Annotated in this window: 23 protein-coding genes and 1 pseudogene; 14 read left to right on the forward strand and 10 right to left on the reverse strand. The window is 42.4% G+C overall.

Features of this window, described 5'->3' with window-relative positions:
- Positions 1–93 precede the first annotated feature (93 nt).
- From Q0541_RS31790 to Q0541_RS31805, 4 genes are all read right to left on the reverse strand, one after another.
- Positions 94–2,547 carry a filamentous hemagglutinin N-terminal domain-containing protein gene (locus Q0541_RS31790; protein ID WP_298920519.1) on the reverse strand — a complete coding sequence of 818 codons (2,454 nt, stop codon included), beginning with the start codon at positions 2,545–2,547 and terminating at the stop codon, positions 94–96.
- Between the two features lie 295 nt (positions 2,548–2,842).
- Positions 2,843–3,151 carry a hypothetical protein gene (locus tag Q0541_RS31795; RefSeq protein WP_298920521.1) on the reverse strand — a complete coding sequence of 103 codons (309 nt, stop codon included), beginning with the start codon at positions 3,149–3,151 and terminating at the stop codon, positions 2,843–2,845.
- A 238-nt stretch (positions 3,152–3,389) separates the two neighbouring features.
- Positions 3,390–3,662, reverse strand: a complete 273-nt coding sequence (locus Q0541_RS31800) for a hypothetical protein (RefSeq protein WP_298920523.1) — start codon at positions 3,660–3,662, stop codon at positions 3,390–3,392.
- 216 nt (positions 3,663–3,878) lie between these two features.
- Positions 3,879–4,706, reverse strand: coding sequence for a carbohydrate ABC transporter permease (locus Q0541_RS31805; protein WP_298920525.1), 828 nt, complete (start codon positions 4,704–4,706; stop codon positions 3,879–3,881).
- A 179-nt stretch (positions 4,707–4,885) separates the two neighbouring features.
- Here Q0541_RS31805 and Q0541_RS31810 point away from each other — a divergent pair, with 179 nt between their 5' ends.
- From Q0541_RS31810 to folE, 5 genes are all read left to right on the forward strand, one after another.
- Positions 4,886–5,584 carry an aldehyde oxygenase (deformylating) gene (locus Q0541_RS31810; protein WP_298920527.1) on the forward strand — a complete coding sequence of 233 codons (699 nt, stop codon included), beginning with the start codon at positions 4,886–4,888 and terminating at the stop codon, positions 5,582–5,584.
- 138 nt (positions 5,585–5,722) lie between these two features.
- Entirely contained in the window at positions 5,723–6,742 is a 1,020-nt protein-coding gene (locus tag Q0541_RS31815; protein ID WP_298920531.1) for a long-chain acyl-[acyl-carrier-protein] reductase, read from the forward strand.
- Between the two features lie 136 nt (positions 6,743–6,878).
- Positions 6,879–7,859: an acetyl-CoA carboxylase carboxyltransferase subunit alpha gene (locus Q0541_RS31820; protein WP_292763652.1), complete on the forward strand. Its 981-nt coding sequence runs from the start codon at positions 6,879–6,881 to the stop codon at positions 7,857–7,859.
- Positions 7,860–8,214: 355 nt separating this feature from the next.
- Complete coding sequence (locus Q0541_RS31825; protein ID WP_298920533.1) at positions 8,215–8,937, forward strand: SDR family oxidoreductase; 723 nt, start codon at positions 8,215–8,217, stop codon at positions 8,935–8,937.
- Positions 8,938–9,023: 86 nt separating this feature from the next.
- Complete coding sequence (folE, locus tag Q0541_RS31830; protein WP_298920535.1) at positions 9,024–9,731, forward strand: GTP cyclohydrolase I FolE; 708 nt, start codon at positions 9,024–9,026, stop codon at positions 9,729–9,731.
- Between the two features lie 90 nt (positions 9,732–9,821).
- Here the strand turns inward: folE and Q0541_RS31835 are convergent, their stop codons facing one another.
- Positions 9,822–10,454, reverse strand: a complete 633-nt coding sequence (locus Q0541_RS31835; RefSeq protein WP_298920538.1) for a phosphoribosylanthranilate isomerase — start codon at positions 10,452–10,454, stop codon at positions 9,822–9,824.
- Between the two features lie 122 nt (positions 10,455–10,576).
- Here Q0541_RS31835 and psaK point away from each other — a divergent pair, with 122 nt between their 5' ends.
- The gene (gene psaK, locus Q0541_RS31840; protein WP_298920540.1) at positions 10,577–10,831 is read left to right on the forward strand and encodes a photosystem I reaction center subunit PsaK; all 255 of its coding nucleotides are present in this window, start codon (positions 10,577–10,579) and stop codon (positions 10,829–10,831) included.
- A gap of 393 nt (positions 10,832–11,224) precedes the next feature.
- Entirely contained in the window at positions 11,225–12,421 is a 1,197-nt protein-coding gene (locus Q0541_RS31845) for a site-2 protease family protein (protein ID WP_298920542.1), read from the forward strand.
- 557 nt (positions 12,422–12,978) lie between these two features.
- Here Q0541_RS31845 and Q0541_RS31850 read toward each other — a convergent pair.
- Complete coding sequence (locus tag Q0541_RS31850) at positions 12,979–13,599, reverse strand: 2OG-Fe(II) oxygenase (RefSeq protein WP_298920543.1); 621 nt, start codon at positions 13,597–13,599, stop codon at positions 12,979–12,981.
- A gap of 120 nt (positions 13,600–13,719) precedes the next feature.
- Here Q0541_RS31850 and Q0541_RS31855 point away from each other — a divergent pair, with 120 nt between their 5' ends.
- On the forward strand, positions 13,720–14,130 hold the full coding sequence (locus Q0541_RS31855) for a hypothetical protein (protein ID WP_298920572.1): 411 nt from the start codon (positions 13,720–13,722) through the stop codon (positions 14,128–14,130).
- On the opposite strand, the pseudogene cas5d reads toward Q0541_RS31855, so the two are convergent.
- Together cas5d and Q0541_RS31865 are read right to left on the reverse strand one after the other, a co-directional pair.
- Positions 14,131–14,478: pseudogene (cas5d, locus tag Q0541_RS31860) on the reverse strand (type I-D CRISPR-associated protein Cas5/Csc1); the annotation flags it as partial.
- A gap of 288 nt (positions 14,479–14,766) precedes the next feature.
- Positions 14,767–14,898, reverse strand: coding sequence for a hypothetical protein (locus Q0541_RS31865; protein WP_298920574.1), 132 nt, complete (start codon positions 14,896–14,898; stop codon positions 14,767–14,769).
- A 259-nt stretch (positions 14,899–15,157) separates the two neighbouring features.
- Here Q0541_RS31865 and Q0541_RS31870 point away from each other — a divergent pair, with 259 nt between their 5' ends.
- On the forward strand, positions 15,158–16,399 hold the full coding sequence (locus tag Q0541_RS31870) for a phosphotransferase (RefSeq protein WP_298920576.1): 1,242 nt from the start codon (positions 15,158–15,160) through the stop codon (positions 16,397–16,399).
- A gap of 157 nt (positions 16,400–16,556) precedes the next feature.
- Entirely contained in the window at positions 16,557–17,645 is a 1,089-nt protein-coding gene (locus tag Q0541_RS31875; RefSeq protein ID WP_298920578.1) for a T3SS effector HopA1 family protein, read from the forward strand.
- 625 nt (positions 17,646–18,270) lie between these two features.
- Here Q0541_RS31875 and xth read toward each other — a convergent pair.
- Complete coding sequence (gene xth, locus Q0541_RS31880; RefSeq protein WP_298920580.1) at positions 18,271–19,053, reverse strand: exodeoxyribonuclease III; 783 nt, start codon at positions 19,051–19,053, stop codon at positions 18,271–18,273.
- A gap of 460 nt (positions 19,054–19,513) precedes the next feature.
- Between xth and Q0541_RS31885 the strand changes: the two genes are divergently transcribed.
- From Q0541_RS31885 to Q0541_RS31900, 4 genes are all read left to right on the forward strand, one after another.
- Entirely contained in the window at positions 19,514–20,584 is a 1,071-nt protein-coding gene (locus Q0541_RS31885; RefSeq protein WP_298920582.1) for a glycosyltransferase family 4 protein, read from the forward strand.
- A gap of 55 nt (positions 20,585–20,639) precedes the next feature.
- Entirely contained in the window at positions 20,640–20,825 is a 186-nt protein-coding gene (locus Q0541_RS31890; protein WP_273765094.1) for a hypothetical protein, read from the forward strand.
- 117 nt (positions 20,826–20,942) lie between these two features.
- Positions 20,943–21,965: a zinc-binding dehydrogenase gene (locus tag Q0541_RS31895; protein WP_298920589.1), complete on the forward strand. Its 1,023-nt coding sequence runs from the start codon at positions 20,943–20,945 to the stop codon at positions 21,963–21,965.
- 203 nt (positions 21,966–22,168) lie between these two features.
- Complete coding sequence (locus Q0541_RS31900) at positions 22,169–22,846, forward strand: GNAT family N-acetyltransferase (RefSeq protein WP_298920585.1); 678 nt, start codon at positions 22,169–22,171, stop codon at positions 22,844–22,846.
- Positions 22,847–23,369: 523 nt separating this feature from the next.
- Here the strand turns inward: Q0541_RS31900 and Q0541_RS31905 are convergent.
- Positions 23,370–24,989 (reverse strand): glycosyltransferase family 39 protein, encoded by a 1,620-nt coding sequence (locus Q0541_RS31905; RefSeq protein WP_298920587.1) that lies wholly within the window; start codon positions 24,987–24,989, stop codon positions 23,370–23,372.
- Positions 24,990–25,577 lie beyond the last annotated feature (588 nt).

Here is a 25,577-nt window from a genome sequence, read left to right on the forward strand (position 1 = left end):
AGCGATGTCTACGACGGGCTACGCCAACGCACCCATCGCTGAGTTTAGTAGAAGGTGCGATCGCACTAACAAAAATTACGAGAATCTCAATTTTTAATTAGCAGCGCAAAATGCAGTGTTGAGCCAGGAGTTATGGGGCGTCGCCGTGGGTATTTGAGCAACCAGAACCACGTTCCCATTGGCATCTATAACCCACCCTTGGGCTTCCACAATTTGAATAGGTTCATTGACAGAATTAACTTTCTGTGATTTATCTTCTGTGTTTCGCTGCGCCTGAACAACCGCTCTTTTCTGAATACCGCCAGCATGATTCTGACTTTCTGGAGAGAGTGTGATCCAATCTGCCAGCACCGCATCATCAGCTATCAATGGCTGCGTGGGATCGGCTATTAGTCCTCCACGCCCAGTCCTAATAAATGAACTCCTGGCTATTTTTGCACCAGAATTACAATTAGCAACAATTTGCTGCGAAGCATCAACCAGATTTACGGGTAGTTCCACTAATCCCCTACTGGGGTCAGCATCTGGTGAGTTGATTTGGACTGTACCACTTAATGAAGGGTTTTGCTGAGAAAATGCCGTGATGTCATTTGTTGGCAGGTTCTTTGGGTTTTTTTCGCTTGTTAGATCAAGCTTCTCTACGTCTGCACCTGTGCGCGGCACAAACCCAAAGATGTCCTTAGCGGTGATTGTGATTTTACCACCTGAGCCAGAGAAGGCATTGGCAGTGATATCGCTATTTCCCAAGGGAGTAGCAACGAGGAAGCCATTAGGTGCTTTGATGATGATATTACCGCCATCTCCACCAAGCCCTGTCGTACCTGCGTTAGTGGTTATTTTACTTTCGCGGCGCATCAGTAATAAGTCCCGCACCTGTAGCGTAATATTCCCGCCTCGACCTGATTCGGTTTCAGATGTAAGTTTTGCTTTGTTGTCCAGAAGTATGGAGCGAGCGGTTATATTTAAATCGCCTGCTTTCCCTAAATTATTTGGATCTCCGATATAGATTACATTTTTTCGAGCTTGGCTGCTCACAGAGATTGCAGCCCCATCCTTGATAATCAATCGCCCTGTCGTTAGCGTCAAGTTTCCACCATCTCCAGGCCCTTCAGTTCCAGAAAACAAGCCACTGAGCCTAGAACCATTTGGTGAGGTTCCAATTAGTTCTACCGAGTCAGAGGCGTTCACCGTCAAATTTCCGGCTTTTCCTGTAGCTGGTGTAAGTCGGTTAGAAAGATAACTATATATGCTTTCAGAGGTTGTTGATATTTTTGCTCCTCCTTGGATACGCAACTTTCCAGTGTTAATTGTGATGTTGCCAGCGTTTTTATCGCCATAAGTTGCACTAAATAATCCACTGGATATTAAATCACTACCATCTGCGAAGAGAGGAATGGAGGTGCCGCCGATTAGTTCCACGGAATCTGAGGCGTTTATGGTCAATTGCCCCTGCAATTGTCCTCCATCTCTAACGACTAACTTTTTAGTAGTGACATTTATGTTTCCAGAGTTTTCGGTGGAGAAACTCTGAGTAAACAGTTGGGCATCTTGCTCAACTACTACAGAGTCTGAGGCGTTCAGTGTCACATTCCCCCCTGACTGATCTTGCAAGGAATAAACTAGAAATAGGAAGCTGCCAGCTATCCGTACAAGCTTCCCTTGCATCTGGATATTACCACCACTTTCTCCATGAGTATCGATGATGGATGAAATTTGGTTCGATTTGATTAATTCGATGTTCTGGAAATTTAGAACACCTTCATATCCAAATGCCCAACCTTGGTTCGTTGGACTTAAACTGACTAGACTATTACCAGCGACGCTTCCTAACTCAACGCTTCCGTCGTTTGCTGTGATATTTCCCCCATTTAGTGTTATATCACCGCCGATGAGTGCCAAGGTTTTGCCTTGCTGCACCTGTAGACCAACGCCTTGTCTAAAGATATTAACTGCCCCATCTGGTTTTGCTTGGGATTGATTGCGGATGGGAGCCGCAGTTGCTCCGAATTGTAAACCAATGGGAATACTTACTGTCAGCAGGGGTGTAGTTTGAGGAGATATAGTACTAAATTTTGTCCCATCAGCAAAGTTCAAGCTACTCGCCGTACTGGCCACAAATGAACCGTTGATATTTAAAGAAGCATTTGACCCAAAAACAATGCCGTTAGGATTAATCAGAAACAGGTTGGCTGTGCCGTTAGCTTTCAGAATGCCATCTATATTGGAAATAGAATTGCCTGTTACCCGACTGATGATGTTTTGAATATCTCTTGCATTGTTAAAGTAGGCTGTCCTACCCGCAGAGACAGAAAACTGTTCAAAGCTGTGGAATAAGTTTGTACCACGAACTGCCCCACCATCAATCTGGTCTATAGGCTGACCATCGATTAGTTTTGGTGTAATGATTGAACTTTCAGATCCAAGTGTGCCATCCTTTTGTATTTGGGCTAAGGCAAAACTCTCAAAGAAAGTCGGCACTCCAGCAATTGCTAAAGTACTGACTATCCCTAACTCCCAGCACCAACTGCTTCCGTATCGAAATATCACAAACTTGCACCCAAAAAATAAGAGTATATTTAAATACTGCTCCCTGCTAATTAGATATAGTGATACTTGAGATTATCTCTGTAGCCTAACTAGTAAATGCAAAGTTCAGGATTTTTATACTCACTAGAATAAACTCTTTAGAGGTCATTTATAAAGTAAAAATAAAATTACTCTTGGGGAGCCAGTGCATTGCTGTAGTCAAAAGAGTTGTAGCAACTGGTGAACCAGCGCACCCAAGTTGGTTTCCTTAGATTTACTTTATAAATGGTTTCTTAGAGTCCGAAGACTAAATTATTTAGCAGTTACAGCCAAAAGGGTTGCCATTTGAAGGGCAAGGGACACACCATGAGCTTTGCATTAGCACAATTCTCTCTTCTGTGTCTTTTGGGCTTGCGGGCAATAATTCATTCGGTTGCTGTTCATTAACTGCATCACCAGATTTGATTTTATTTAGGTCAAGATTGCACTGCCACTGAACTATCAAAGCTCGATTTTCTAATGCTCCGTACTTCTCAAGCACTGTGTATAAGTCAGCATTATTAACGCTTTCAAGCAGTTTCTGTTGAATCTCGTCTTGTAACTGTTGTAATGTTTCAGGGTTCATAACTGTTTCCATTTCCTACAGAATGTGTACAATTATGGATTCACCTTGGCTAGGAAGAATTTCGCATAGTTTCACAAAATTCAATACTGAGATTGAAATCTCAAGCTGGCTTTGACTCACCGCCAGCCTCCCGGCTAATTCTTAATCCCTGTGGTGGCAATACCCTGAATAAACTGACGCTGACCGATGAGAAATAGTAGCATCACTGGAACTGTCGCGATCGTCACCGCCGCTATCATCAAGGCTTGCACTTTATACAAATTTCACCTTCAAGGCAGCATGTCGCTAATACAATATGTTTGCCAGGAATTTTTTTGAAATTATGAGAAAGGTTGCTTTCAGATTGGGTTCCGCCTTTAAGAATTCTGATACTCTCTTGTGTTGCAACGCCAAAATTATTAGATAGATTACCGTCCAGATTAACTTTGGCAATAGCAGAGTTTCCAGAGAAAACTATTGCACCACCAATTGTAATTCCTAAACCTTTAATCAAGTCCCAAATATTTGTCATATTTCGATATTGCACCTTTTAAATAAGTAACAGTTGCTATACAGCAGCGAAGTTATAGCAATATACATCGAAATCTATAATCAGTTTTTTAGTTCTTACAAAAGTTTATATATAGAGTTTTACTTTTGCACACAAAGTTCTGTCGTTATGACACAACTTGTTGTCGTTACTTCCCTTGTGCTTCACCAAAATCTAAAATTCGGATAACTTCTTTTGCTAATTCTTAATCCCTGTGGTGGCAATACCCTGAATAAACTGACGCTGACCGATGAGAAATAGTACGATCACTGGAACTGTCGCGATCATCACCGCCGCCATCATCAAAGGCCAATTATTCGTAAATTGTTCTTGAAACTCTGCCAACGCCAGCTGCACCGTCCTTAATTCTGGTCGTGTCGTAAATACCAGGGGCTTAAACAAATCATTCCATTCGCCGATGAAGGTGAACAAAAACAGCGTTACCAAGGCTGGACGGGCTAAAGGTAACATCACCCGCCACAAAATTTGCAGTCGGTTCGCCCCATCTATGGCTGCGGCTTCCTCTAACTCCACCGGAATTGTCTGGAAATACTGACGTAACAAGAAAATCCCAAAGCCGTTGACAGCAGTGGGTAAAATCAGCGCCCCATAGGTATTTATCAAGTGTCCCCACTTCAAAACCAAAAAGATGGGAATCACCAATAACTGAAAGGGAATCACCAATGTTGCTAAAACCACCAATAGCAGTGCTTGGCGTCCCCGAAACTTCAGCCGTGCTAAGGCGTAACCAGCCAAAGCAGAAGTGACAATCTGAAACGCCGTCACAGCGATCGCTACCAAGGTAGAATTAGCAAACGCCAGCAAAAATTTTCCCTGTTGCCATGCAACGCGGTAATTAGCTAAAGACCAGTTATTTTTGGATAAATTTCCCAGACTGGCGGCGGTTGGTGCAAAGGAGGTGAGAAAGACCACAAACAGCGGGAGTAGAACGACAAATGCCCCTAGCAGTAAAACTACTAGGCTCAAAAAATCCCCAGATTTCAGATTCGGGTTTGGTTTGGACATTACTTGAGATACAAAGCATTTATTTCGCTAGTACTAGAGCATTGCCCCCAGCAACAATTAATCTATAAACATAGTCTACTTGTTAAGTTAAATTAAACCACAGTGATTCTTACCCTCAGTTCAGAGGGGAAATTGAATCCTGGTATCAAATAATTCAGTTTTACAGGAGTAAACATACCATGCAGCAGCTTACAGACGAATTTAAAGGATTAGATTTCAAGAGCGAAACATACAAAGATGCTTATAGCCGGATTAATGCGATCGTGATTGAAGGGGAACAAGAAGCCCATGAGAATTACATCACACTAGCCCAACTGCTGCCGGAATCTCATGATGAATTGATTCGCCTCTCTAAGATGGAAAGCCGCCACAAGAAAGGATTTGAAGCTTGTGGGCGCAATTTGCAAGTAACCCCAGATTTGCAATTCGCCAAGGAGTTTTTCTCTGGACTACACCAAAATTTCCAAACAGCAGCGGCATCCGGTAACGTCGTTACTTGTCTGTTGATTCAGTCTTTGATTATTGAATGTTTTGCGATCGCAGCATATAACATTTACATCCCTGTTGCTGATGATTTTGCCCGTAAAATCACTGAGGGAGTAGTAAAAGAAGAATACAGCCACCTCAACTTTGGAGAAGCTTGGTTGAAAGAACACTTTGCAGAATCCAAAGCTGAACTAGAGCAAGCAAATCGCCAGAACCTACCTATCGTCTGGAGAATGCTCAACCAAGTAGAGGGTGATGCCCACACAATGGCAATGGAAAAAGATGCTTTAGTAGAAGATTTTATGATTCAGTATGGTGAAGCATTGAGTAACATCGGTTTCACGACTCGCGATATTATGCGCTTGTCAGCCTACGGACTCATAGCCGCTTAATAAAAAGTTAGAAGCGGAGCCGATAATGCTCCGCCTCCGGTAAGGAATGATCAGTGAGAAATTATGAATCGTACTCCTAACTCCTAACTCCACGAAATTCACACGCGCTCAAGACAGCATAAGCCTAATAATCACTACATGTTTGGTCTAATTGGACATCTGACTAGTTTAGAACACGCTCAAGCGGTAGCTCAAGAATTGGGATACCCAGAATATGCCGATCAAGGGCTAGACTTTTGGTGCAGCGCCCCGCCGCAAATTGTTGATAGCATTATTGTCACTAGTGTAACTGGGCAACAAATTGAAGGACGGTATGTAGAATCTTGCTTTCTGCCGGAGATGCTAGCTAGTCGCCGCATCAAAGCTGCAACACGCAAAATCCTCAACGCTATGGCCCATGCACAAAAGCATGGTATTAACATCACAGCTTTAGGCGGATTTTCCTCGATTATTTTTGAAAATTTTAAGTTAGAGCAGTTTAGCCAAGTCCGCAACATCAAACTAGAGTTTGAACGGTTCACCACAGGAAACACGCATACTGCCTACATTATTTGTAAGCAGGTGGAAGAAGCGTCAAAACAACTGGGAATTGATCTATCAAACGCGACTGTTGCTATATGTGGAGCAACTGGTGATATTGGTAGTGCAGTTACCCGCTGGCTAGATGCGAGAACAGATGTCAAAGAACTGCTGCTAATCGCCCGTGATCAAGAACGTCTCAAAGAGTTGCAAGGCGAACTGGGGCGGGGAAAAATCATCGGTTTGACAGAAGCACTACCCCAAGCTGATGTTGTAGTTTGGGTTGCGAGTATGCCCAAAGGCGTGGAAATTGACGCTACGACTTTGAAACAACCCTGTTTGTTGATTGATGGTGGCTATCCTAAAAACTTAGCGACGAAAATTCAATATCCTGGTGTACACGTGTTAAATGGTGGAATTGTAGAGCATTCCCTGGATATTGACTGGAAAATTATGAAAATAGTCAATATGGACGTGCCAGCCCGCCAGTTGTTTGCTTGTTTTGCCGAATCAATGCTGTTGGAATTTGAGAAGTTATACACGAACTTTTCGTGGGGACGGAATCAGATTACCGTAGACAAAATGGAGCAGATTGGTCGGGTGTCAGTAAAACATGGATTTAGACCACTGCTGGTTTAACAGTTAAGAGTTAGGAGTTAGGAGTTAAGAGTTAATAATTTTCATAAGTCCACACTTTCTCAAACCTCACTCCTGGCTCCTCACTGCTCAATCCTCACTCTGAAAAACTTATAACTCGTAATTCATAACCCCTACGATGGCAACTACCGAGCGTAAACCGCTACTGTTAGATTTTGAAAAACCCCTAGCAGAACTCGCAACCCGAATTGATCAAATTCGGCAACTTGCAGAAGAAAATGGCGTCGATGTTTCTGGTCAAATTCGTCAACTAGAAGCACGCGCCATGCAACTGCGTGAGGAAATTTTCACTAGTCTATCCCCGTCCCAGCGATTGCAAGTCGCTCGTCATCCGCGTCGCCCCAGTACTCTCGATTACATTCAGGCTATTAGTGATGAATGGATGGAATTGCATGGCGATCGCTGTGGTGGTGACGATCCGGCTTTAGTTGGTGGTGTCGGTCGTCTGAGTGGGCAACCTGTGGTGATGTTGGGTCATCAAAAAGGTCGCGATACCAAAGACAATATTGCCCGTAACTTTGGAATGCCTTACCCTGGCGGCTACCGCAAGGCGATGCGGTTGATGGAACACGCCAACAAGTTTAGTATGCCAATACTAACCTTTATCGACACGCCAGGAGCTTGGTCTGGGGTGGAAGCAGAACACCAAGGTCAAGGAGAGGCGATCGCCTACAACTTGCGGGAAATGTTCTGCTTAGATGTGCCAATTATCTGCACAGTCATCGGTGAGGGCGGTTCTGGCGGCGCACTCGGTATTGGTGTAGGCGATCGCCTGCTGATGTTTGAACACTCCGTTTATACCGTTGCCACTCCCGAAGCCTGTGCTGCCATTTTGTGGAAAGATGCCGCTAAGGCTCCCCAAGCCGCTGTTGCTCTGAAAATTATTTCCCACGACCTGAAAAAGTTGGGAATTATCGACCAAATATTACCTGAACCCACAGGTGGCGCTCATTCTGACCCTTTAAAAGCCGCTACCACTCTTAAGCAAGTGCTGTTGGAAAATTTGGACGAACTCAATCGTTTAACTGCTCCAGAACGCCGCCAACTGCGGTATGAAAAATTCCGCAAAATTGGTGTTTTTACAGAAGTTGCCCACTAACAGCACTACATAATCATTGATTAACCAAGCAGCAATGTTATAATTGCCTATGTGCTTAAAGATTTTTAACAATCTAGCCATAGGCATTTGCATGTTTGGCAAATATACTCAAGTTGATTGAATAGCTTTTGTATTATTAAGTAATCTAATTTGAGTGGACGGTGTGATTTTACGGGCGATAATTTGTTAGTCTTTACTGGAAAAACCCATAAGATACCCACTATTGCACTGCATTGTAGCAGTTGCTGAAGGAAAATCATCAGATTTTTAGATTCCTTTAATCTATCCAAACCGAGAAGTGTGAATAATGGGGTGGTAATAGGCTTTGGGAACTGCCCAAAAATTGGGAGACACCATGAGTGTTGAGCAAAAACGACGCGCCCTGATTACTGGGGCCAGTAGTGGAATTGGGAAAGCAACGGCTTTAGCCTTTGCAAAAGCGGGAATAGATGTGGCTTTAGTCAGCCGTTCTTTGGATAAGTTGGAGGCGGTAAGAGAAGCTGTACAGCACACTGGGGTGGAAGCGAAAGCTTATGCTGTAGATTTAGCGCGGCTGTTTGAAGTAAAAGAAAAGATCCAAGCGATCGCCCTTGATGGTGATATAGACATTCTGGTAAACAGTTCTGGCATAGCATATACAGCTACTTTGAGCCAAACCCCCCTAGAGGACTGGCAGCAGGTAATTAACTTGAATCTTACCAGCGTGTTTCAGTGCATTATGGGGATTTTGCCTTCAATGCGCGATCGGGGTACAGGCACAATTATCAACATTGCCTCAATTGCCGCCAAGCAACCGTTTCCCGGTTGGGGAGCATACAGCGTCAGCAAGGCTGGTTTGATTGCCCTCTCTCAAACCCTGGCACAAGAAGAACGCACCTACGGCATTCGTGTCACGGTTATTTGTCCTGGGGCAGTCAATACCGAACTTTGGGACACAGAAACAGTCCATGCCAACTTAGACCGTTCCAAGATGTTAACCCCGGAAATTGTGGCTCAGTCAATTCTTTACACAGTTCTGTTGCCACAACAGGCAGTTATTGATGAATTGACCCTAATGCCCAGCGCTGGCGCACTCTAATTGCGAAGTTAGGAGTTAGGAATTAGAATTTTTAACTCATAATTCATAACTCCTAACTAAATTCAAACTATAACCAAGACTCAATCATGACTATTGCTAGTTCCAACGGTTCCAATTACTCTCAATCACCTCTGATTCCCGATTTGGCAGAAGCCATAACTCCTAGACCCGATCGCAATACTAATAACGGGCGACAAGCGGATGTATTCCCACCCAAAGAGGAACAGATGGAGGAAATGCAGGATGCCGTGCGGACACTAATATTGGGAGTTGGCGAAGACCCCGAACGCGAAGGACTCCTTAAAACACCCAAGCGAGTGGCCGAGGCAATGCGGTTTCTTACCAGTGGCTACAACCAATCCCTTGAAGAACTCGTTAACGATGCCATCTTTGATGAGGGGCATAACGAGATGGTACTAATTAGAGATATTAATTTCTTTAGTCTGTGCGAACATCATATGCTGCCATTTATGGGTAGAGCACACGTTGCTTATATCCCCAACCAAAAAGTTGTGGGACTGAGTAAACTGGCCCGCATTGTTGAGATGTATTCTCGCCGCTTGCAAGTACAGGAAAGGCTAACCCGCCAAATTGCCGAAGCAATCCAAACCATTCTAGAACCTCAAGGTGTCGCCGTTGTGATGGAAGCTAGCCATATGTGTATGGTGATGCGGGGCGTCCAGAAACCAGGTTCTTGGACTGTCACTAGCGCAATGGTTGGTGTGTTTCAAGAAGACCAGAAAACCCGCGAAGAATTTTTTAACTTGATTCGCCACCAAGCAGCGTTCTTTTAAGGAATGGGGAGTGGGCATTAGGCACAAGAGGCAGAAGGGCAAAGGGGAAAGACTTACTACAACTTCTCCTCTGCTCAAGAACTGCTCCCCTTACTTTCTACTCCCCAATTTCTCAAACAACTTGGCTACTTTATCTAAATCTTTATTTCCAGGTGAACGTTCCACACCACTAGATAAATCAACGCCGCTAGGATTAACCTGACTCAGGGCTTCCACAATATTATCTGCTGTTAGTCCTCCAGCCAAAAACCAAGGGCAACTAGGGCTAAATTGTTCTAGCATCGTCCAATCTAAGGTTTTGCCTGTACCACCCAGTTGTTGCGGATGGTAGGCGTCAAGTAGTAAAGTATCCACGTATTTTGTGTAAGTATTTGCTGTCTCAAGATGCTCAAGACTACCAATTCTGAGCGCTTTAAGAATTTCGATATTGGATAAAGATTGACGTAACTGGTAGCAAAAGTCGGGTGACTCATCTCCGTGTAACTGGACACCAGTCAACCCAGAATCAACAACAATCTGATTGATTTCGGGGATACTAGCGTTGGCAAAAACACCAATTGTGTCAATATTTGCCGGTAGTTCTGCCACTGCTGCCCGAATTTGGGATACGGTAACGTAGCGAGGTGAGGTTGGCACACAAATAAATCCTAATGCCGTTGCGCCCAGAGAGGCGATCGCTATAGACTGCTGTGGTTGAGTGATGCCGCAAATCTTAACACGCATGAAAATCTGACAAATTTAAAATAATCATTTGAAAAGTCTAAACTATCTAAAAAACTTTTGGGCCTTGGTAATTTTATAATCTTGTAGGTCTAGATAAACTTTTCCATTTAGGAGACAAAAGCTTGATTTCATCTATTTTACTAGCAGCGGCTGCATCTGTTCCCGCAACACCTGCGTGGAATCCTACAGTCGGGATCATCATCAGCATCAGCAGCTTAGTAGTAGTTTTACTAAGTACTAGGATTGAAAAACCCCTAGTTGGCCCCAAGTTCCCTATCCTGCCGATCAGTATTCCAACATTCGTTGCAGCGATGGCTTTTGGTCATATTATTGGCGTTGGCATCGTTTTAGGACTGACTAACATTGGTCGTCTATAGTTTTGCGATGACAAAGGCGTTACTTGTAACGCCACGATCAATACAAAACTCCTAAAAACGATTTTGGGCAGGGGAGCAAGAATTTTAGATTTTAGATTTTGGATTTTAGATTGAAATTTAATCCAAAAGACGCTCGCGGACTCGCTCTAAGCGAAGCCATGCCGCAGGCTTTACGCTGCGCTATCGTCAATTCCATTATCCAAAATTGAATTGCCCCATGCCCAATGCCCCACTCGAGAGTTTTGCTCACAGGCATTAATTGTCTATTGTAGAAATAAGAGCATTTCGTCACGTCGGCACTACCGAATTGATGCTCAATATAAATGTGTATACAACTATGTGTAGTATCTCGGTATAAAAACTACTGGCGATATCTAGTTTTAGGACAATGTAATGCAAACAAATTGGAAAATTGGGTCTTTATTTGGAATTCCCCTGTTTTTAGACCCGTTATGGTTTGTGATTTTAGGGTTGGCAACTCTCAATTTTGGGGTAGCTTATCAGGAATGGGGAAACGTCATAGCTTGGAGTGCTGGAATAGTTATGGCACTGTTGCTATTTGGTTCGGTGTTGCTACATGAGTTGGGTCACAGCTTGGTAGCCCGATCGCAAGGCATTAAAGTTAATTCAATTACCCTATTTCTGTTTGGCGGGATTGCTGCTATTGAAGAAGAATCTAAAACTCCTTTCAAAGCCTTTCAAGTAGCGATCGCTGGCCCTTTGGTGAGTATCATACTATTTCTCCTGCTACGGCTGGTAGTCACCGTGATATCTGATACTAGTCCACTCAGTGTTATGGTTGGAGATTTGGCGAGAATTAACTTGGTGGTGGCTCTATTTAACCTGATTCCAGGCTTACCTTTAGATGGAGGGCAAGTGTTAAAAGCAGCACTATGGCAAATAACAGGTAATCGTTTTCAAGCCGTACACTGGGCTGCAAAGGCTGGGCAAATATTGGGTTATGGTGCGATTGCTCTAGGATTTGTTGTAGATTTTTTGACCAGAGAGTTAGTAGTTGGTTTATGGATTGCGCTGTTAGGTTGGTTTGCTGTCCGCAACGCTAACAGCTATGACAATGTGACTACATTGCAAGAAAGCTTGCTCAAGGTGGTGGCGGCTGATGCGATGACCCGTGACTTTCGCGTCGTTGATGCTGACCAGACATTACGTTCCTTTGCCGATTTATACCTTTTGGAAACCGCTCCCTCACAGGTTTATTTTGCTGCTTCTGATGGACGTTACCGGGGTCTAGTTTCCATTGACGATTTTCGTTTAACCCAAAGGAGCGAATGGGAAACCCAAACTGTAAATAGCATTGCGCGTCCACTGACAGAAATACCCACTGTTGCTGAAGCAACAACGATAGCTGAGGTAATTAACAAGCTAGAAAATGAGCAGTTACCTCGAATTACCGTGCTTTCTCCCGCTGGTGCCGTAGCTGGTGTAATTGACCGGGGAGATATTGTGCGATCGTTGGCACAGAAATTAAATTTGCGAATAACGGATGCTGAAATCAAGCGGGTCAAAGAGGAAGGTAGCTATCCGCCTGGGTTGCAACTGGGAGGAATAGCGAAGTCCATTACAAATTAAGTGTCATACGCTCGTCATAGTTTTGCAATAGACACGTCAAAAGCGTGTGTGATATTTAATTTGGTATTTGGTTACAAAATGCTTTTTTTGGGTAAAAGGTAGGATTTCCTACCTTTTTTATTTTTTAACTTGAGTTCGCCGTCAGAAAATGTCCCAAAACATTAGACATAAAGCTTTCGGGTGAAAAACGCACTCGTGTGTTATCAACAAGGCTCTCATAGCCAATTAGTGTCTGATTTAAAGATGCTCCACATTATCTAAAGACTTTCAGCTTTATGAGGGTGAATAGTACTGAATATTAGGAGAAGTTGATTTTCATTCCAAAGGTATAGGTTGCTCTAGAATGGGTAACACAGTTAGACCGTTCAGAATTGTCGTCAGTAGGCACAGTTTTAGGATGTACTGAAGTGGCTGATTAATATTCACAGTACTAATTAATCGAATAATTCCTATATGTATTCAGGACTATAGCAGTTCTATCTGATTTCGTTCAAATCTGCGGTGTCCAGATCCTCGACTTCTATGAGAAGTCGAGGATCTAACTTTTCACGAATGATTTATGAGGCATACTTTCTCTTTTTGGTTATAGACTGAGTGCTTCTTGACTCTACAGTGAACTCTGGAATTTCCAGGAGTTCAGCTTCACTCAAACTATACTGTTCACAAACTAAACTTAAGCGATTTCCTGGGGTTTTCACAGCATTAACAGAATGGGTTAAATCACCTTGAAAGTAAAGTAAAGTATTGATTTGTGGCTTAATTTGCCCAAGTTGGCGTTTGTGCGATCGCAATACCAGTTCTCCCCCTTCCATATCCACAGGTACTCGCACATAGAGGACACTGACAACCGCAGGTGGTTCAATAGTTTTGGAGTAGGAACGCAAGGAGCGATCGATATGCGGATCGACACGGGAGCCTTCTTTTAGCTGTAAAGGATTAAGGTAAAAAGCATTACAATTCGGCTGGAGAGCTAAATCTAGGTAAGGCTTGAAGTAGGGAAACTGCTGTTCTACTTTTGCTAATCCAGAACGCTGAAATACTACTGAAAATCCTTTAGTGGCAACAAAATCACGGTTGAGGTTGTTGATAGCAAAGTAAGAACAAGCTTGAATTTCTCCCCACAAGTTATTTAGGTAATCGCTGGGGAAGGCGTTGGATTGTTGTTGATAGTGTTTCACGATGGATATGGGGAGCGTACAGAACTAGCAGGGATTAAAGATTGTAGCGTAATTTGTGACTGGGGAAAAGGTTAAAGACTATAGTAAAATCCTTTTAAACTGAAATAAAGACCTAGAGCGATGAGAATTGATGATTACAATGCAGCAAAGGCACTTACTGAAAAATTAAAAGAGAGCTTACCAATTAAAGCACGGGCTGGAAAGGAGTTTTTGAAGACATTAAAGCAAAAAGGAGAAAACGCTGATCCAGACAGAGAATTTGAAATTTATTTCGTTAGCTATTCAGGAGATGAAGGTGGGATTATGTGCGGACTAAAAGAGCCAAATAATCCCGAAAGTAAAGAAAAATATGTTTCTTCTATTACTCACCTAAAAATTGACTCTGCTCATCCCCTAGCTGCTGAGGTGCAGGCTTACCAACGCCAGCGAATTCGTAAGTTAATGTTGCAAGATTCCAGAGGTTTTACAGCAGAGTTAATGACGATAGAGCCTCGAAAAAGTAAAAAGCGTAGCAAAGGTTTTGGAAATTAGTTAACTCCGAAAATGATATTCCATCCTAAGTGGAATTTTTAAGTTTTGAAGCCCATCAAATTGATAGTATTAACCTCGCATTTGGATATTCTGAATTAAGCTAACTGGAGGCATATTCACAACATCATAGCTAATCACTTTATTAGAGAACATCACATCTAAAAGATTTAATGGATGTGTACAGATGAATATTCCTTCTGCAATTTTAGGTTTTGGTAATTGTTCAAGGGTTACTTCAGCCTTGCTCATCCATTTACCCAAGCGAATCCACTTTAGTAGTTTGAGTTCTTTTTGGGAGATGACAAAAAACTCAAATTTACTTTTTGCTGCTATCGGGCGAGAGGGACGGTTTTACGTAGTAAAACCTCTAAGAGGTTTTTTATTTGCAAGTCCCTTAACATACTTGCAAAAGTACAGTTACATAAGATGCACTCATGTAGCCGTTATCTGCGATCGCCTATAGTCATCTACAATTTGTAGGTAGCACAAATGACCTGAGCACAAGGTTTTCAGACATAAATTCTGAAAATTAAAGAAAAAAATAATTACTAATTGCCTAAAAAGTCCGGTTTTTTTGGCTTTGTGATGATAAATAAAAATAATAGCGTTGAATGTCATGCTTCCTTCTGCGAAGGATTACTGAAATTCTTTGCTGCTTTCAGGATGACTACTAAACATCGAACAACATCTGCCGCCAATCAGTTTTTTGCTGGGAATGCTTCTGCGCCACAAACCTGGAGATGCAGCTACATCAAAAGGCTCTACCATAAAACTTGCTCTTGATGTATCTAAGTAACTATGCTGATAAAGTGTAAAGATGTCACACTATCTGGGAGCAAATTTTAAAGCAATTGTAAAGGACTTGGTGCCATTTTGGCAGGTTTTTATCCCAAAGATTGGATATTAGTAGATTGTACAAATCTTTATTGTTATTCACACACTAGTTACTATCTACCGATAACTGCTAAGTACAAGCAAATACCAACATAGATAAGTTTAAGTAATTTAGCGAAGTAGGAAATAATACATGGTATTATCACTGTCTTCTCATAACGTTATCCAGTATCTGCAAGATGCGGGGCTGTGTAGCTCAGAAGATGGCGCATCAGACAAATCTGAGTTGCCAGGAAGTAGTAAGAACAATTTTAATTTACTAGTGACTCTAGCAGATAATCGCAAACTGCTCATTAAACAAGAACGTAAACTTAATAACAAAGACGCAGCGCCCCATGATTTGTTTCAGGAGTGGCTGTTTCACCAGTTGCTCCAGCAGTTTCCAGTTCTTGGCAATATTTCCGCAATCGCACCATTGGTAGTGCATTTTGACGAAGAAAATTCTATCCTCGTCCGCAATTACCTGAGTGAATATCTGGAGCTTGCGATATTTTACCACAACAATGATATTTTTCCACAACAAATTGCTTCTGCGATCGGTACTACTTTGGCAGGACTCCATCGGGCAACCTATAACCGCCGAGAATATAGGGATTTTATGGCAACTGCTCCCGAAGGAGAGTTTCGCTATGGCTTTTACAATCCGGCGCAAGGGGTAGAGTCAATTGGGCCAGAGATTTTTGGGACTATTCCCACGGATGCGCTGAAATTCTATCTACTCTACCAGCAGTCGGAGAGTTTGGAATCAGCGATCGCAGATTTGGCATATGACTGGAATCCTTGCTGCTTGACTCACAACGACCTGAAATTGAACAACATTTTGGTTCATTCTAGGTGGGAGAAACTAGACAATTGCCTAGTACGACTAATTGATTGGGAAGCTTGTTCTTGGGGAGATCCAGCCTTTGATTTAGGAACTTTACTAGCAAGTTATTTAGGAATTTGGCTCAAGAGCCTCGTAGTAGACCCCACCATTGAGTTAGAAGAATCTCGACATCTGGCGTTGACGCCTTTAGAGATTTTACAACCTTCAATTGTTGCCCTAATTAGAGCTTATATAAATGCTTTTCCGATGATTTTGGAATACCGCAGTGACTTTATTTTGCGCGTTATCCAGTTTGCGGGGCTAGCACTGATTCATCAAATTCAAGATATGATTACCTGCCGCAAATCCTTTAATAATGGTGATATCTGTATGCTGCAAGTGGCTAAAAGTTTACTCACTATGCCGCAGCAAGTTATACTGACTATTTTCGGGATATCAGAGTCAGAAATCCTAAATCCTGTGGCAAAAATCCATAAACTTCCTCAGTCTGTAAAGGAGCCACAGCTACTTCGGATTTATTACGAAAAGACTCGGCTTCGCGGTTGTTAATGGCAGGGAGCAGAACAATTTAAAAGCTGGGTTTCAAATTAAATTAGACATTTTGAATGGTTCTGCGTGTTATTTCCCCTATCATAAATCTCAGAAGATTTTGCCCCAGAGTGGTTTCATAATTTTGGATTTTGAAGTTTTAGTTCTGAATGGATTAATGCTAAATTACTCTATCAATCAACCGCTAAATTCTCTATTTGATATTGCTAAGAATATCCAGATTGAGTCAAATTTTTGTATTTACCATCCCAATTATCAACCCTTTGCTCTGCCAACTAAAATAGCTGACAGATTTCAGCACAATTCTGTAGATTTACAACAGAAATATCTCACTCTCCTGCTGCGAAACTTTCTTTATGGAATTTATTACAATGGCTCTCTGCAAAGTACTTTGGCAGTCAATACTGATAGTAATAATCACCCGCCAAAGCATAATTTAGCAGATAATTCCATTTTGGAAATTGATTGGGACTTTTACGAACATCTGCACGCCAGTAATCACGGCATCGGTTACTTTGACCCTCAATGGCAGGTATTGCGGAAAGAACCTGATGGTACTATGGCAGTGACTAAAGGTGGTTTAACACTTTATGTTGAGCCAGACTGCCATCTAGAATCCAGTAAAAAATCTACCAAAGCGGGTGACATGGTAGCAATCTGGATGCCTAAAAATCGACTACAAAATGGCTCTTACTTGGCAGTTAGTAATGTCGGACAGCAACGCCAGAGCAACCCCGATGCTGATTTGGGAGCAGGGCGAATTTACTTTAACTTTACGCCATCTGGTGCGATCGCTCTCATGGAAAGCCTGACACTGCAATTGAATGCAGCCTCGATTCCTTTTAACTTTCAGGTTCTTCATAATCCCTGTGCATACGGACGCTATGATTCGGGGCTACTCTACTTTGAACTCCCCGACTATCCAGCAATTCGCACAATCCTTCAGGCCATTTATCCAGAAAATCAATCCCATTTCCAGCCCGAAATTCCCTTGTTTACCAAATTTTTAGCACCAGGGTTAGGTTTAGCCGAAGAACCAACCCAAAAATTTGCAGCACAGGAAAGTTTTGGGATGAACCGCTGCCAAATTGTCGCTAATGCTTTATTAGAAGCTTGGCAAAAAGGTAAGAATGCGATGGAGGAGCGGATGAGGATGATTGACCAACACTTTACGCAACATCTAATAGATTTACAGCATCCTTATCTCAATCCCAGTTCTGAGGATATATATCATCCGTTAGATTGATTAGACCTCTTGCAAAAATCCTTGAATCACCCCTCCCCAACCCTCCCCGATGTATTGGGGAGGGCGCAAGATTTCAAGTTTCCCCCCAATATATCAGGGGGATTAAGGGGGTCTATTCGACTTATGTAGGACTTACGCAAAATCATGATAAAACGAACCGCATTCGCGCAGCGTCTCGCAGAGAAGAACGCAAAGGACACAAAGGAATAAGAGTTTCAGAGAGTTCTTGCGTAAGTCCTGTTATGCAAGAGGTCTATTGATAGGGGTTGGGTATTACAGCAGAATTCAAGTATTTGAAGCACATCTGTCGTAGGGGCGCAAGGACTTGCGCCCCTACCGCGTGGTCTATTTACCTAAAAATAGCTGTAAGTACGTCGGCGTAAATAATTAAAGGTTTATTCCGCTTCATTCGCAATGACAAATGTATATTTAATTTTGCACTACTACTTACGAGCTAATTTCAATATTTTTTATATTAGAAAACACATAGTTTGAGTTATTCTCACCAACTTACTTAGGAAGCGACAAGCAAGACAAGGGGAGGGGGAAGGGAGCAGGGGAGAAAATTCTCACCTCTGCACCCTGCTCCCCTGCTTCTTGCCATGCCCAATCCCCAATCCCTAAGTCAAAATTCAACAATTACTGGCGTATGGTCGCTGGGTTGGGTTAATTTTCTGGGTGCAACATCGATAATGCAACTTTTAGCACGCTCATACAGCATAGGTGTGAGATAGTGATGGTCAATCCGCCAACCTAAGTTCTGACGGAAGGCAGCGGCGCGATAATCCCACCAGCTATAATTTCCACCTTCTGTGGTGAATTTGCGAAAAGCATCGGCAAATCCTAGTTCCAGAATATCCCGTAAGGCTTGGCGCTCTTTTTCTGTTGCCATAATGTGATTTTCTGTACTCACTTGCTCGTGAATATCCTTGTCTTCTAGTGCGATGTTGAAGTCACCGCACACACAAATCGCAGGTTGTGACAGCACCAACAATCGCAAATACTCGCGTAGCGCTATCAACCAGCGCAGTTTGTATTCATATTTTTCAGTTCCGACTGCTGCGCCATTGGGAACATATAAGTTAACAATCCGAACACCATTAATTACACCTGTAATTACCCGCTTTTGCTCATCCCATTCAGGGTGTAAATCGGTCAAAATCGCCCTAAACCCGCTACTTACGTCTAGAAGTGGCTGGTGGCTAATCAAGGCTACGCCGTTATAGGATTTTTGTCCAGATATATAAAGGTTATAGCCCAACTGCTCAAAAGGCGATCGCGGAAACTCGGCTTCTACAACTTTGGTTTCTTGCAAGCAGAGAACATCAACCGGATTGTTAGTTAACCAATCGGTAACCTGTTCGAGGCGAGTGCGAATTGAGTTGACGTTCCAAGTAGCGATTTTCATTAGTTAGTTATCAAAATTTTTGTAAATTACTAATTACACATTATGTAATTTTTGTACAATTACTTAATATTTATAATTTCTGTTCCATTCCCCAATTACGTTTAAACGAAGCTTTAATGATTTGATCCCATTGAAGATTTTAGTATTGTCAGCTACAAAATATTGAATTTTGTAAGTTATGCTACCAAATATTCTACTTCATTATGATACTCAAGACAGATGCAACAAGTAATTGATTTGCTATAGGCTAGAAATATAGCTTTTAGTTAGACTTTTGCCGATTGTTCTTAGATTTGTCGGTATATAATTTGCGATCCGGTTAGCCGTTATTGCGCTTTTGGGAGCCTATTAGATTAATTTAAATGTCAAAAGAGTAAGTACAAATTCTCTTTCCTCATACAATAATCATGTAACTCATTATTGTATGAGGACAATTTCATAGACTGAACCAAAAAAACTTATGAAAATCGCTCAAGTTGCCCCCTTATGGGAAAGGGTTCCACCTCCTAGTTATGGAGGAATCGAACTGGTAGTGAGTCGCTTGACTGATGAACTTGTTCGTCGTGGTCATGAGGTAACTTTATTTGCCTCTGGCGATTCTCAAACTTTGGCTCATTTACAAGCAGTTTATCCGCAGGCATTGCGCTTAGACCCAAGTGTCAAAGAGTATGCAGTGTACGAAATGTTAGAACTGAGCCAAGTTTACCAAAGTGCTGCCCAATTCGATATTATCCATTCTCATGTAGGGATTTCGGCACTAGCTTTAGCGAGTTTGATAACAGCAACTTCTACAGTGCATACCCTGCACGGTAATTTTACAAACGACAACCGTCACGCATTTAGCTACCACCAAAAGCAACCATACGTAAGCATTAGTAACTCGCAGCGTCAAATCGATCTCAATTATATTGGTACGGTTTATAACGGAATTGAGCTAGCAGATTACCCATTCGTAGCCCAACCGTCAGAACCTCCATATTTAGCATTTTTAGGTCGTTTTTCGCCAGAGAAAGGGCCACAACATGCGATCGCTATTGCTAAACAGAGTGGTTGGCGCTTGAAGATGGCAGGAAAGGTTGATCTAGTAGACTCTAAGTTTTTTGAACAAGAGATTGTCCCCTATATAGATGGTCAGCAAATTGAATATCTAGGCGAAATTAACCACGCCGAAAAGGCTGAACTTCTGGGCAATGCAGCCATAACTCTTTTCCCGATTAACTGGCAAGAACCTTTTGGGTTAGTAATGATTGAATCAATGGCAACTGGTACACCAGTGATTGCCATGAATTTCGGTTCTGTACCTGAGGTGATTGCTCACGGTAAAACAGGTTTTGTCTGCAAAAGCTATGCAGAAATAGTGGCGATGATTCCATTAGCTTTGGAACTCAATCGTCAAACCTGTCGAGAATATGTAGAAAACAACTTTACTGTTAGCCAAATGGTTAACGGATATGAAGCTGTTTACAGACAAATTATTAAAGACCGCATAGAATCGAATGGCCGCATTCATGCAGCTAACATTCAGTTTTAATCAACTGCTTTTTTATCCAGTTTAAACAATAACTTTTTTTAAGGAGAACATTAGTATGAGTACGAGAGCCAACACCTGCCCATGCTGCGGTGGTTCCCTACTGCGTCATGCCCGTCATGGTGAACTATATTGGTTTTGCCTGTCGTGCCGACAAGAAGTACCGCTATTAACTGTTACTCGTTTGCCGAATGTGGAAACCCGGAATACCGGAGTGGTTCCTCAGCCAGTGGTAAATTCCTAGTTTGACGGCATTTTAGATTAATAAAAGCTTACTAGAAATCAATACTGATTTTGTTTAAACCTATCAACTAGCTTCAACTGGTAAAATCGGATGGAGCTAATTGATAGGTTTAAAGCTTTGTTAGCAGCGTTACTTTATGGTCAAGAAAATTTCCGCTTAGAGGAAGTTCCTGACCCCACTCCGGCGACTGGCGAAGTTGTGATTCAAGTGGGGGCGGCAACAACTTGTGGTACAGATTTGAAAGTCTGGCGGCGTGGTGGTCATGCCAAAATGCTGAAAACGCCAACACTGTTTGGTCACGAAGCTGCTGGGCGAATTGTTGCCTTAGGTGCAGGTGTCAGTGGTTGGCAAGTAAGCGATCGCATCGTCGCTAATAATTCTGCACCATGCTGTCAGTGCTTTTTTTGTCAACGCCAAGAGTATTCATTATGTCCGAATCTGACCTGGAATAATGGAACTTTTGCGGAATACCTGAAAATTCCCGCACCGATAGTACAGCATAACTTGTTGCAGATTCCTGATGAGTTGCCGTGGGAATTGGCAGCGATGACGGAACCTCTAGCTTGTGTGTTGCATGGTATAGCCCGTTCTAACGTCAAAGCCAAAGATAAAATAGTCGTCTTAGGAGATGGGGCGATCGGGCTGATGTTTGTGGCGGCGTTGAGTGGTCAAGCTGAGGTGTTGCTGTGGGGAGGTAATAAACACAGGCTAGAAATTGGTCAAAAATTGGGTGCAACCCAGACCTTTAATTATCGTCAAATCCCGGATATTCCCAGTGTGGTAAAAGAACTCACCCAAGGATGGGGCGCAGATGTGGTGATTGAAGCAACCGGTGTACCAAGTGTTTGGGAAACTGCGATCGCCTGCGCCCGTCCTGGTGCAACAGTCAACTTATTCGGTGGATGTCCCCGCGATACCAGCATTACCGTGAATACAGAACAGCTACACTACAGCGAACTGACCATCAAAGGCGTGTTTCATAATACACCAAAGTATGTGCGGGAGGCGCTTGCACTGATCGCTAGTCGCAAAATTCCCTTTGAGTTACTTATTAGTGAACAGCGGCCATTAAAAGATTTAGAACAGGTGTTTTGTGAGATGAAGGCGCGTCAGGTTATTAAGGTAGCGATGATTCCTTAGCTTTTTGCGGGGTACAGCAGATCCTATAAGTTTAGCCAAACAATGTAGAAAATCTGGATACCAGAGGATCTATAATTTCCCGTCTGGTAATACTTGGGATAAAACATTGCCTACAACGACTCATAGTAAGGGACCAAATAAGCTGAAAGGGCAGTTTGATAAATCTGGTAAGCAACAAAATTGAAACGGCTAGTCTACCAATTATGAAAAGCACAAACTTCATTTTACGAGAGGGAAGAATTGAAGACGCCCATGACTGCGGTTCAATCTGTTACCAAGCCTTTAAAATACTCAGTGACCAACATAATTTTACCATAGATCAGGATTCAGTCGAAGCTACAATTGAGTCGTTTTCCTCTCTGCTTAAGCGTCAAAATATTTACTCGGTTGTAGCTGAACTAGATGGACATATTGTAGGCAGCAATTTCCTCTGGAGTAATGGAGCAATTGCCGGAATTGGGCCACTTTCAGTTAGCCCGATGACACAAGGACGTTCAATCGGGAAACATCTCATGCAATACGTTTTAGATTACGCACGGCAGCAGAAGTTTGCAGGTGTCAGGTTAGTGCAAGCTGCCTATAATAGTAGTTCATTATCCTTATATACCAAGCTCGGATTTCATGTGCGAGAACCGCTTGTAGTCCTAAAAGGTACGACGCTTCAACTTGAAGTTTTAGGGTATGTGGTTCGTACAGCAACCTTAGCAGATATTGATATCTGCAACAAACTCTGTTTTCAAGTTCATGGTCATGTTCGTCACCTGAAATTACTTGATGCGATTGAGCAACAAACGCTTACAGTAGTTGAACATAACGGTAACATTACAGGATACACAACTGTACTTGGCTTTGATGGACACGCAGTTGCACAGAGTAATTAAGACCTTAAGGCTCTCCTCGGCGCCGCAACAGCAATTTCCGAATCAGGATTTCTGTTGCCAACCCGCAATACTGAGTTATTGCACTGGTGCTTAGAGAAAGGATTGCACGTAGTTCGACCAATGACATTGATGAGTATGGGACTGTACAACGAGCCAGCAGGCGCATTTCTGCCTTCAATAATCTATTAAATTGCCTATTATGGGATTTTTGGAGTATTTCACCCCGGAAATCAATCAGCAACAGAATGCACCTAGTACCGCAGGGCGGAAGTCAAAAGTCAAAAGTCAAAAGTCAAAAGTATTACGGAATGGGCTTTTTAGGGTTTTTAAATGGTTGCTCTATTTACGCCGTATTGTAATAGCTATTATGGCGAAATTGTACTGATATCCCCATACATGCTTGGGTAGGTAATCGTAAACGCAGGGGAGGCAGCGGGAGATGAGGTAGATGAGCAAGATGAGGAGAAGGGGAGAAATTGTAGTAAGTCTTTCTCCTCTGCCTCTTCTGCCCCATGCCCGACATTTACAATCGATTTGTATCTTTTGTAACTAACTTCCAGCCTTCAGCTTGGTCAATTAGCTTCATCGACTCTAATTCGAGATTGTTGAAAGCAGATGCATGAAGCAGAAAATAGGGTTGGCCGTTGTAGTGCCAATAATATTCCAGTTCGCCAACAGAAGCGGGAATGATGGTGCGATCGCTATAATAATCCAACGAGGGACGATGGTAGGGAAAAGATGTGTAAATCTTCCTCGTAGCTGGATTTGCTCGCACGATCATGGCGGCGACTGGTTTAACTGGATAGGCTTCAGATAATTCCCAAACCCAGTAGTTAGATTTCATTAACAGCAGCAGTGAAATATAACTTCCCCAAAACAAAATCTTCAGAAATTGCCCGTCGCCTCGCTCTGCCAAAATAGCTGCTAAAGTCATAGTTAAAGCTACTGCGGCAAAAATCAGTTGTAAGTCTGTTTTCGGGGTTATACCCCAACTGAAATAAATGCTACCAGCAGAAGCGACTACAGCAAGGATCGCCAAACCAGCAACCCAAGCACGGGGATAGGATGAGAGTAAAGGCGAATTTTCTGTCTCTGATAACTGGATACCAAAAGCTAAGGCTAAACTAGGGTAAATCGGGAATAGATACCAGGGAACTTTGGTAATCATGAAAGAAATTACCAGCAGATAAACACCACTCCATGCCATTACTAGTTTTGCCCAGCTAAGGTTACGATTTTCCCAGGTTAAGCGGACAGTTTGCGGTAAGAATAATAACCACGGCCATGTGTACTTGAGAAGTTCAATAACATAGTACCAAGGTGGTTCAGAATCCCCCTCTACAACAGAGCTAATTCGGTCTAGTGATGGGTTTGCAAGGCCAATTTGAGCAAAAGTGTAACCATAGTGAATTAGTTGGGCACTATACCAACCAGCTACAGGCAGAATACCAATTAAGATTGCTATCCACAGATAGTAACAGGTGAGCAGTCGTGGCGTATCCCAAAACAGAAATACGATCGCGATCGCACCTAGCAATATGCCTAGCAGTCCTTGAGTCAGGCAAATCAACCCGAAACTAATACCAACACCAAGGCAATAACGTAAATCCCGGCGCGATCGCAACACGCACAACATCATCACCATCAAAAAACTTACCATCGCCCCATCCAACATTGCCAACCGCCCATGACGCACCACAGGTAACATTGTTAGATAAATCAAGGCGCTATAAATCGCTGCCCAACGTTGGCGAAATATCTCTCGAGCAATGCAATATAGTAAAGGTACAGATGTCGCTGTTAAAATTGCTCCAGGTAGGCGCGTTGTCAATTCATTTTCGCCTCCTAGAGAATAAGCCCAAGCTATTAGCAAATGCATCAAAGGCGGCTTGTTATAATATGGTTCGCCTCCTAGCGTTGGGTAAAGCCAACGCATTGAATCTGCTGGAGCGTGCCAAATTTCACGAGCAACCTGTGCCACAGTCCCCTCATCCCAATCTCGCAGCGGCAATCCTCCCAGATTGATGCTAAACAGTAACACTGCTGCCAACAGCAATACTATTAGCCATACCCAATCAATCCATTTGCCAACCGTGCGATGCTGTTTTTCTAGATGACTCCAAATAAAGCTTCCTTCTTGCATATTCTATGTTAATCATTTTACTTGCTGGTTTGATTACATAGAGACCAGAGCGAATCTCCAATGTTGCCACCCAGTAGCAACGTATATTCTTAACAATTGCTAGTTTCCAAGATTAACTCAACTTTCTCTAATTAGCGCTAGTTTTTGAAAAATTTATATTGGTTATTTAAAGAACATTTGAGTTGATAAATGATAAAAATAATACAGTCAATAAATTATTTATTACCTGTTAGGTAGTCCGTATATTAACTTGTATTTTCTTCTTAATGTGACGCTTAGTTTAATTTTTATCTACTTAGTTTTTATCTAGCTAAATTCAGAAAAGTATGAAATAATTGCTACCGATTTTCAAGAACGTGTTGAACACTTAAAGGAAATAGTTGTAATCTTCTTAAATAGTAATTAATAACATATTGAAATCTTCCGCTTCGTTATTATCTCGCCTGGGAAGAAATTCTGAAGCTAATAGCTTGCATTCCTCTCAAGAGGACTAAATACAAGATTTTCAGCTTTCAAAAACAATTTATGATTCTTATATAGCAATCCTAAATGAGTTGTGAAAAATCACAGTTGTTGATAAAGTGAATA

The organism is uncultured Nostoc sp. (assembly GCF_937863485.1).
Classification (GTDB): Bacteria; Cyanobacteriota; Cyanobacteriia; order Cyanobacteriales; family Nostocaceae; genus Nostoc.

Bases quoted from the DNA above. Each gene is read 5' to 3' on its own strand.
- Q0541_RS31795 (WP_298920521.1), bottom strand. From the start codon at position 3,151: ATGAACCCTGAAACATTACAACAGTTACAAGACGAGATTCAACAGAAA.
- Q0541_RS31800 (WP_298920523.1), bottom strand. From the start codon at position 3,662: ATGACAAATATTTGGGACTTGATTAAAGGTTTAGGAATTACAATTGGT.
- Q0541_RS31805 (WP_298920525.1), bottom strand. From the start codon at position 4,706: ATGTCCAAACCAAACCCGAATCTGAAATCTGGGGATTTTTTGAGCCTA.
- Q0541_RS31810 (WP_298920527.1), top strand. From the start codon at position 4,886: ATGCAGCAGCTTACAGACGAATTTAAAGGATTAGATTTCAAGAGCGAA.
- Q0541_RS31815 (WP_298920531.1), top strand. From the start codon at position 5,723: ATGTTTGGTCTAATTGGACATCTGACTAGTTTAGAACACGCTCAAGCG.
- Q0541_RS31820 (WP_292763652.1), top strand. From the start codon at position 6,879: ATGGCAACTACCGAGCGTAAACCGCTACTGTTAGATTTTGAAAAACCC.
- Q0541_RS31825 (WP_298920533.1), top strand. From the start codon at position 8,215: ATGAGTGTTGAGCAAAAACGACGCGCCCTGATTACTGGGGCCAGTAGT.
- folE (WP_298920535.1), top strand. From the start codon at position 9,024: ATGACTATTGCTAGTTCCAACGGTTCCAATTACTCTCAATCACCTCTG.
- Q0541_RS31835 (WP_298920538.1), bottom strand. From the start codon at position 10,454: ATGCGTGTTAAGATTTGCGGCATCACTCAACCACAGCAGTCTATAGCG.
- Q0541_RS31845 (WP_298920542.1), top strand. From the start codon at position 11,225: ATGCAAACAAATTGGAAAATTGGGTCTTTATTTGGAATTCCCCTGTTT.
- Q0541_RS31855 (WP_298920572.1), top strand. From the start codon at position 13,720: ATGAGAATTGATGATTACAATGCAGCAAAGGCACTTACTGAAAAATTA.
- Q0541_RS31865 (WP_298920574.1), bottom strand. From the start codon at position 14,898: ATGGTAGAGCCTTTTGATGTAGCTGCATCTCCAGGTTTGTGGCGCAGA.
- Q0541_RS31870 (WP_298920576.1), top strand. From the start codon at position 15,158: ATGGTATTATCACTGTCTTCTCATAACGTTATCCAGTATCTGCAAGAT.
- Q0541_RS31875 (WP_298920578.1), top strand. From the start codon at position 16,557: ATGCTAAATTACTCTATCAATCAACCGCTAAATTCTCTATTTGATATT.
- xth (WP_298920580.1), bottom strand. From the start codon at position 19,053: ATGAAAATCGCTACTTGGAACGTCAACTCAATTCGCACTCGCCTCGAA.
- Q0541_RS31885 (WP_298920582.1), top strand. From the start codon at position 19,514: ATGAAAATCGCTCAAGTTGCCCCCTTATGGGAAAGGGTTCCACCTCCT.
- Q0541_RS31890 (WP_273765094.1), top strand. From the start codon at position 20,640: ATGAGTACGAGAGCCAACACCTGCCCATGCTGCGGTGGTTCCCTACTG.
- Q0541_RS31900 (WP_298920585.1), top strand. From the start codon at position 22,169: ATGAAAAGCACAAACTTCATTTTACGAGAGGGAAGAATTGAAGACGCC.
- Q0541_RS31905 (WP_298920587.1), bottom strand. From the start codon at position 24,989: ATGCAAGAAGGAAGCTTTATTTGGAGTCATCTAGAAAAACAGCATCGC.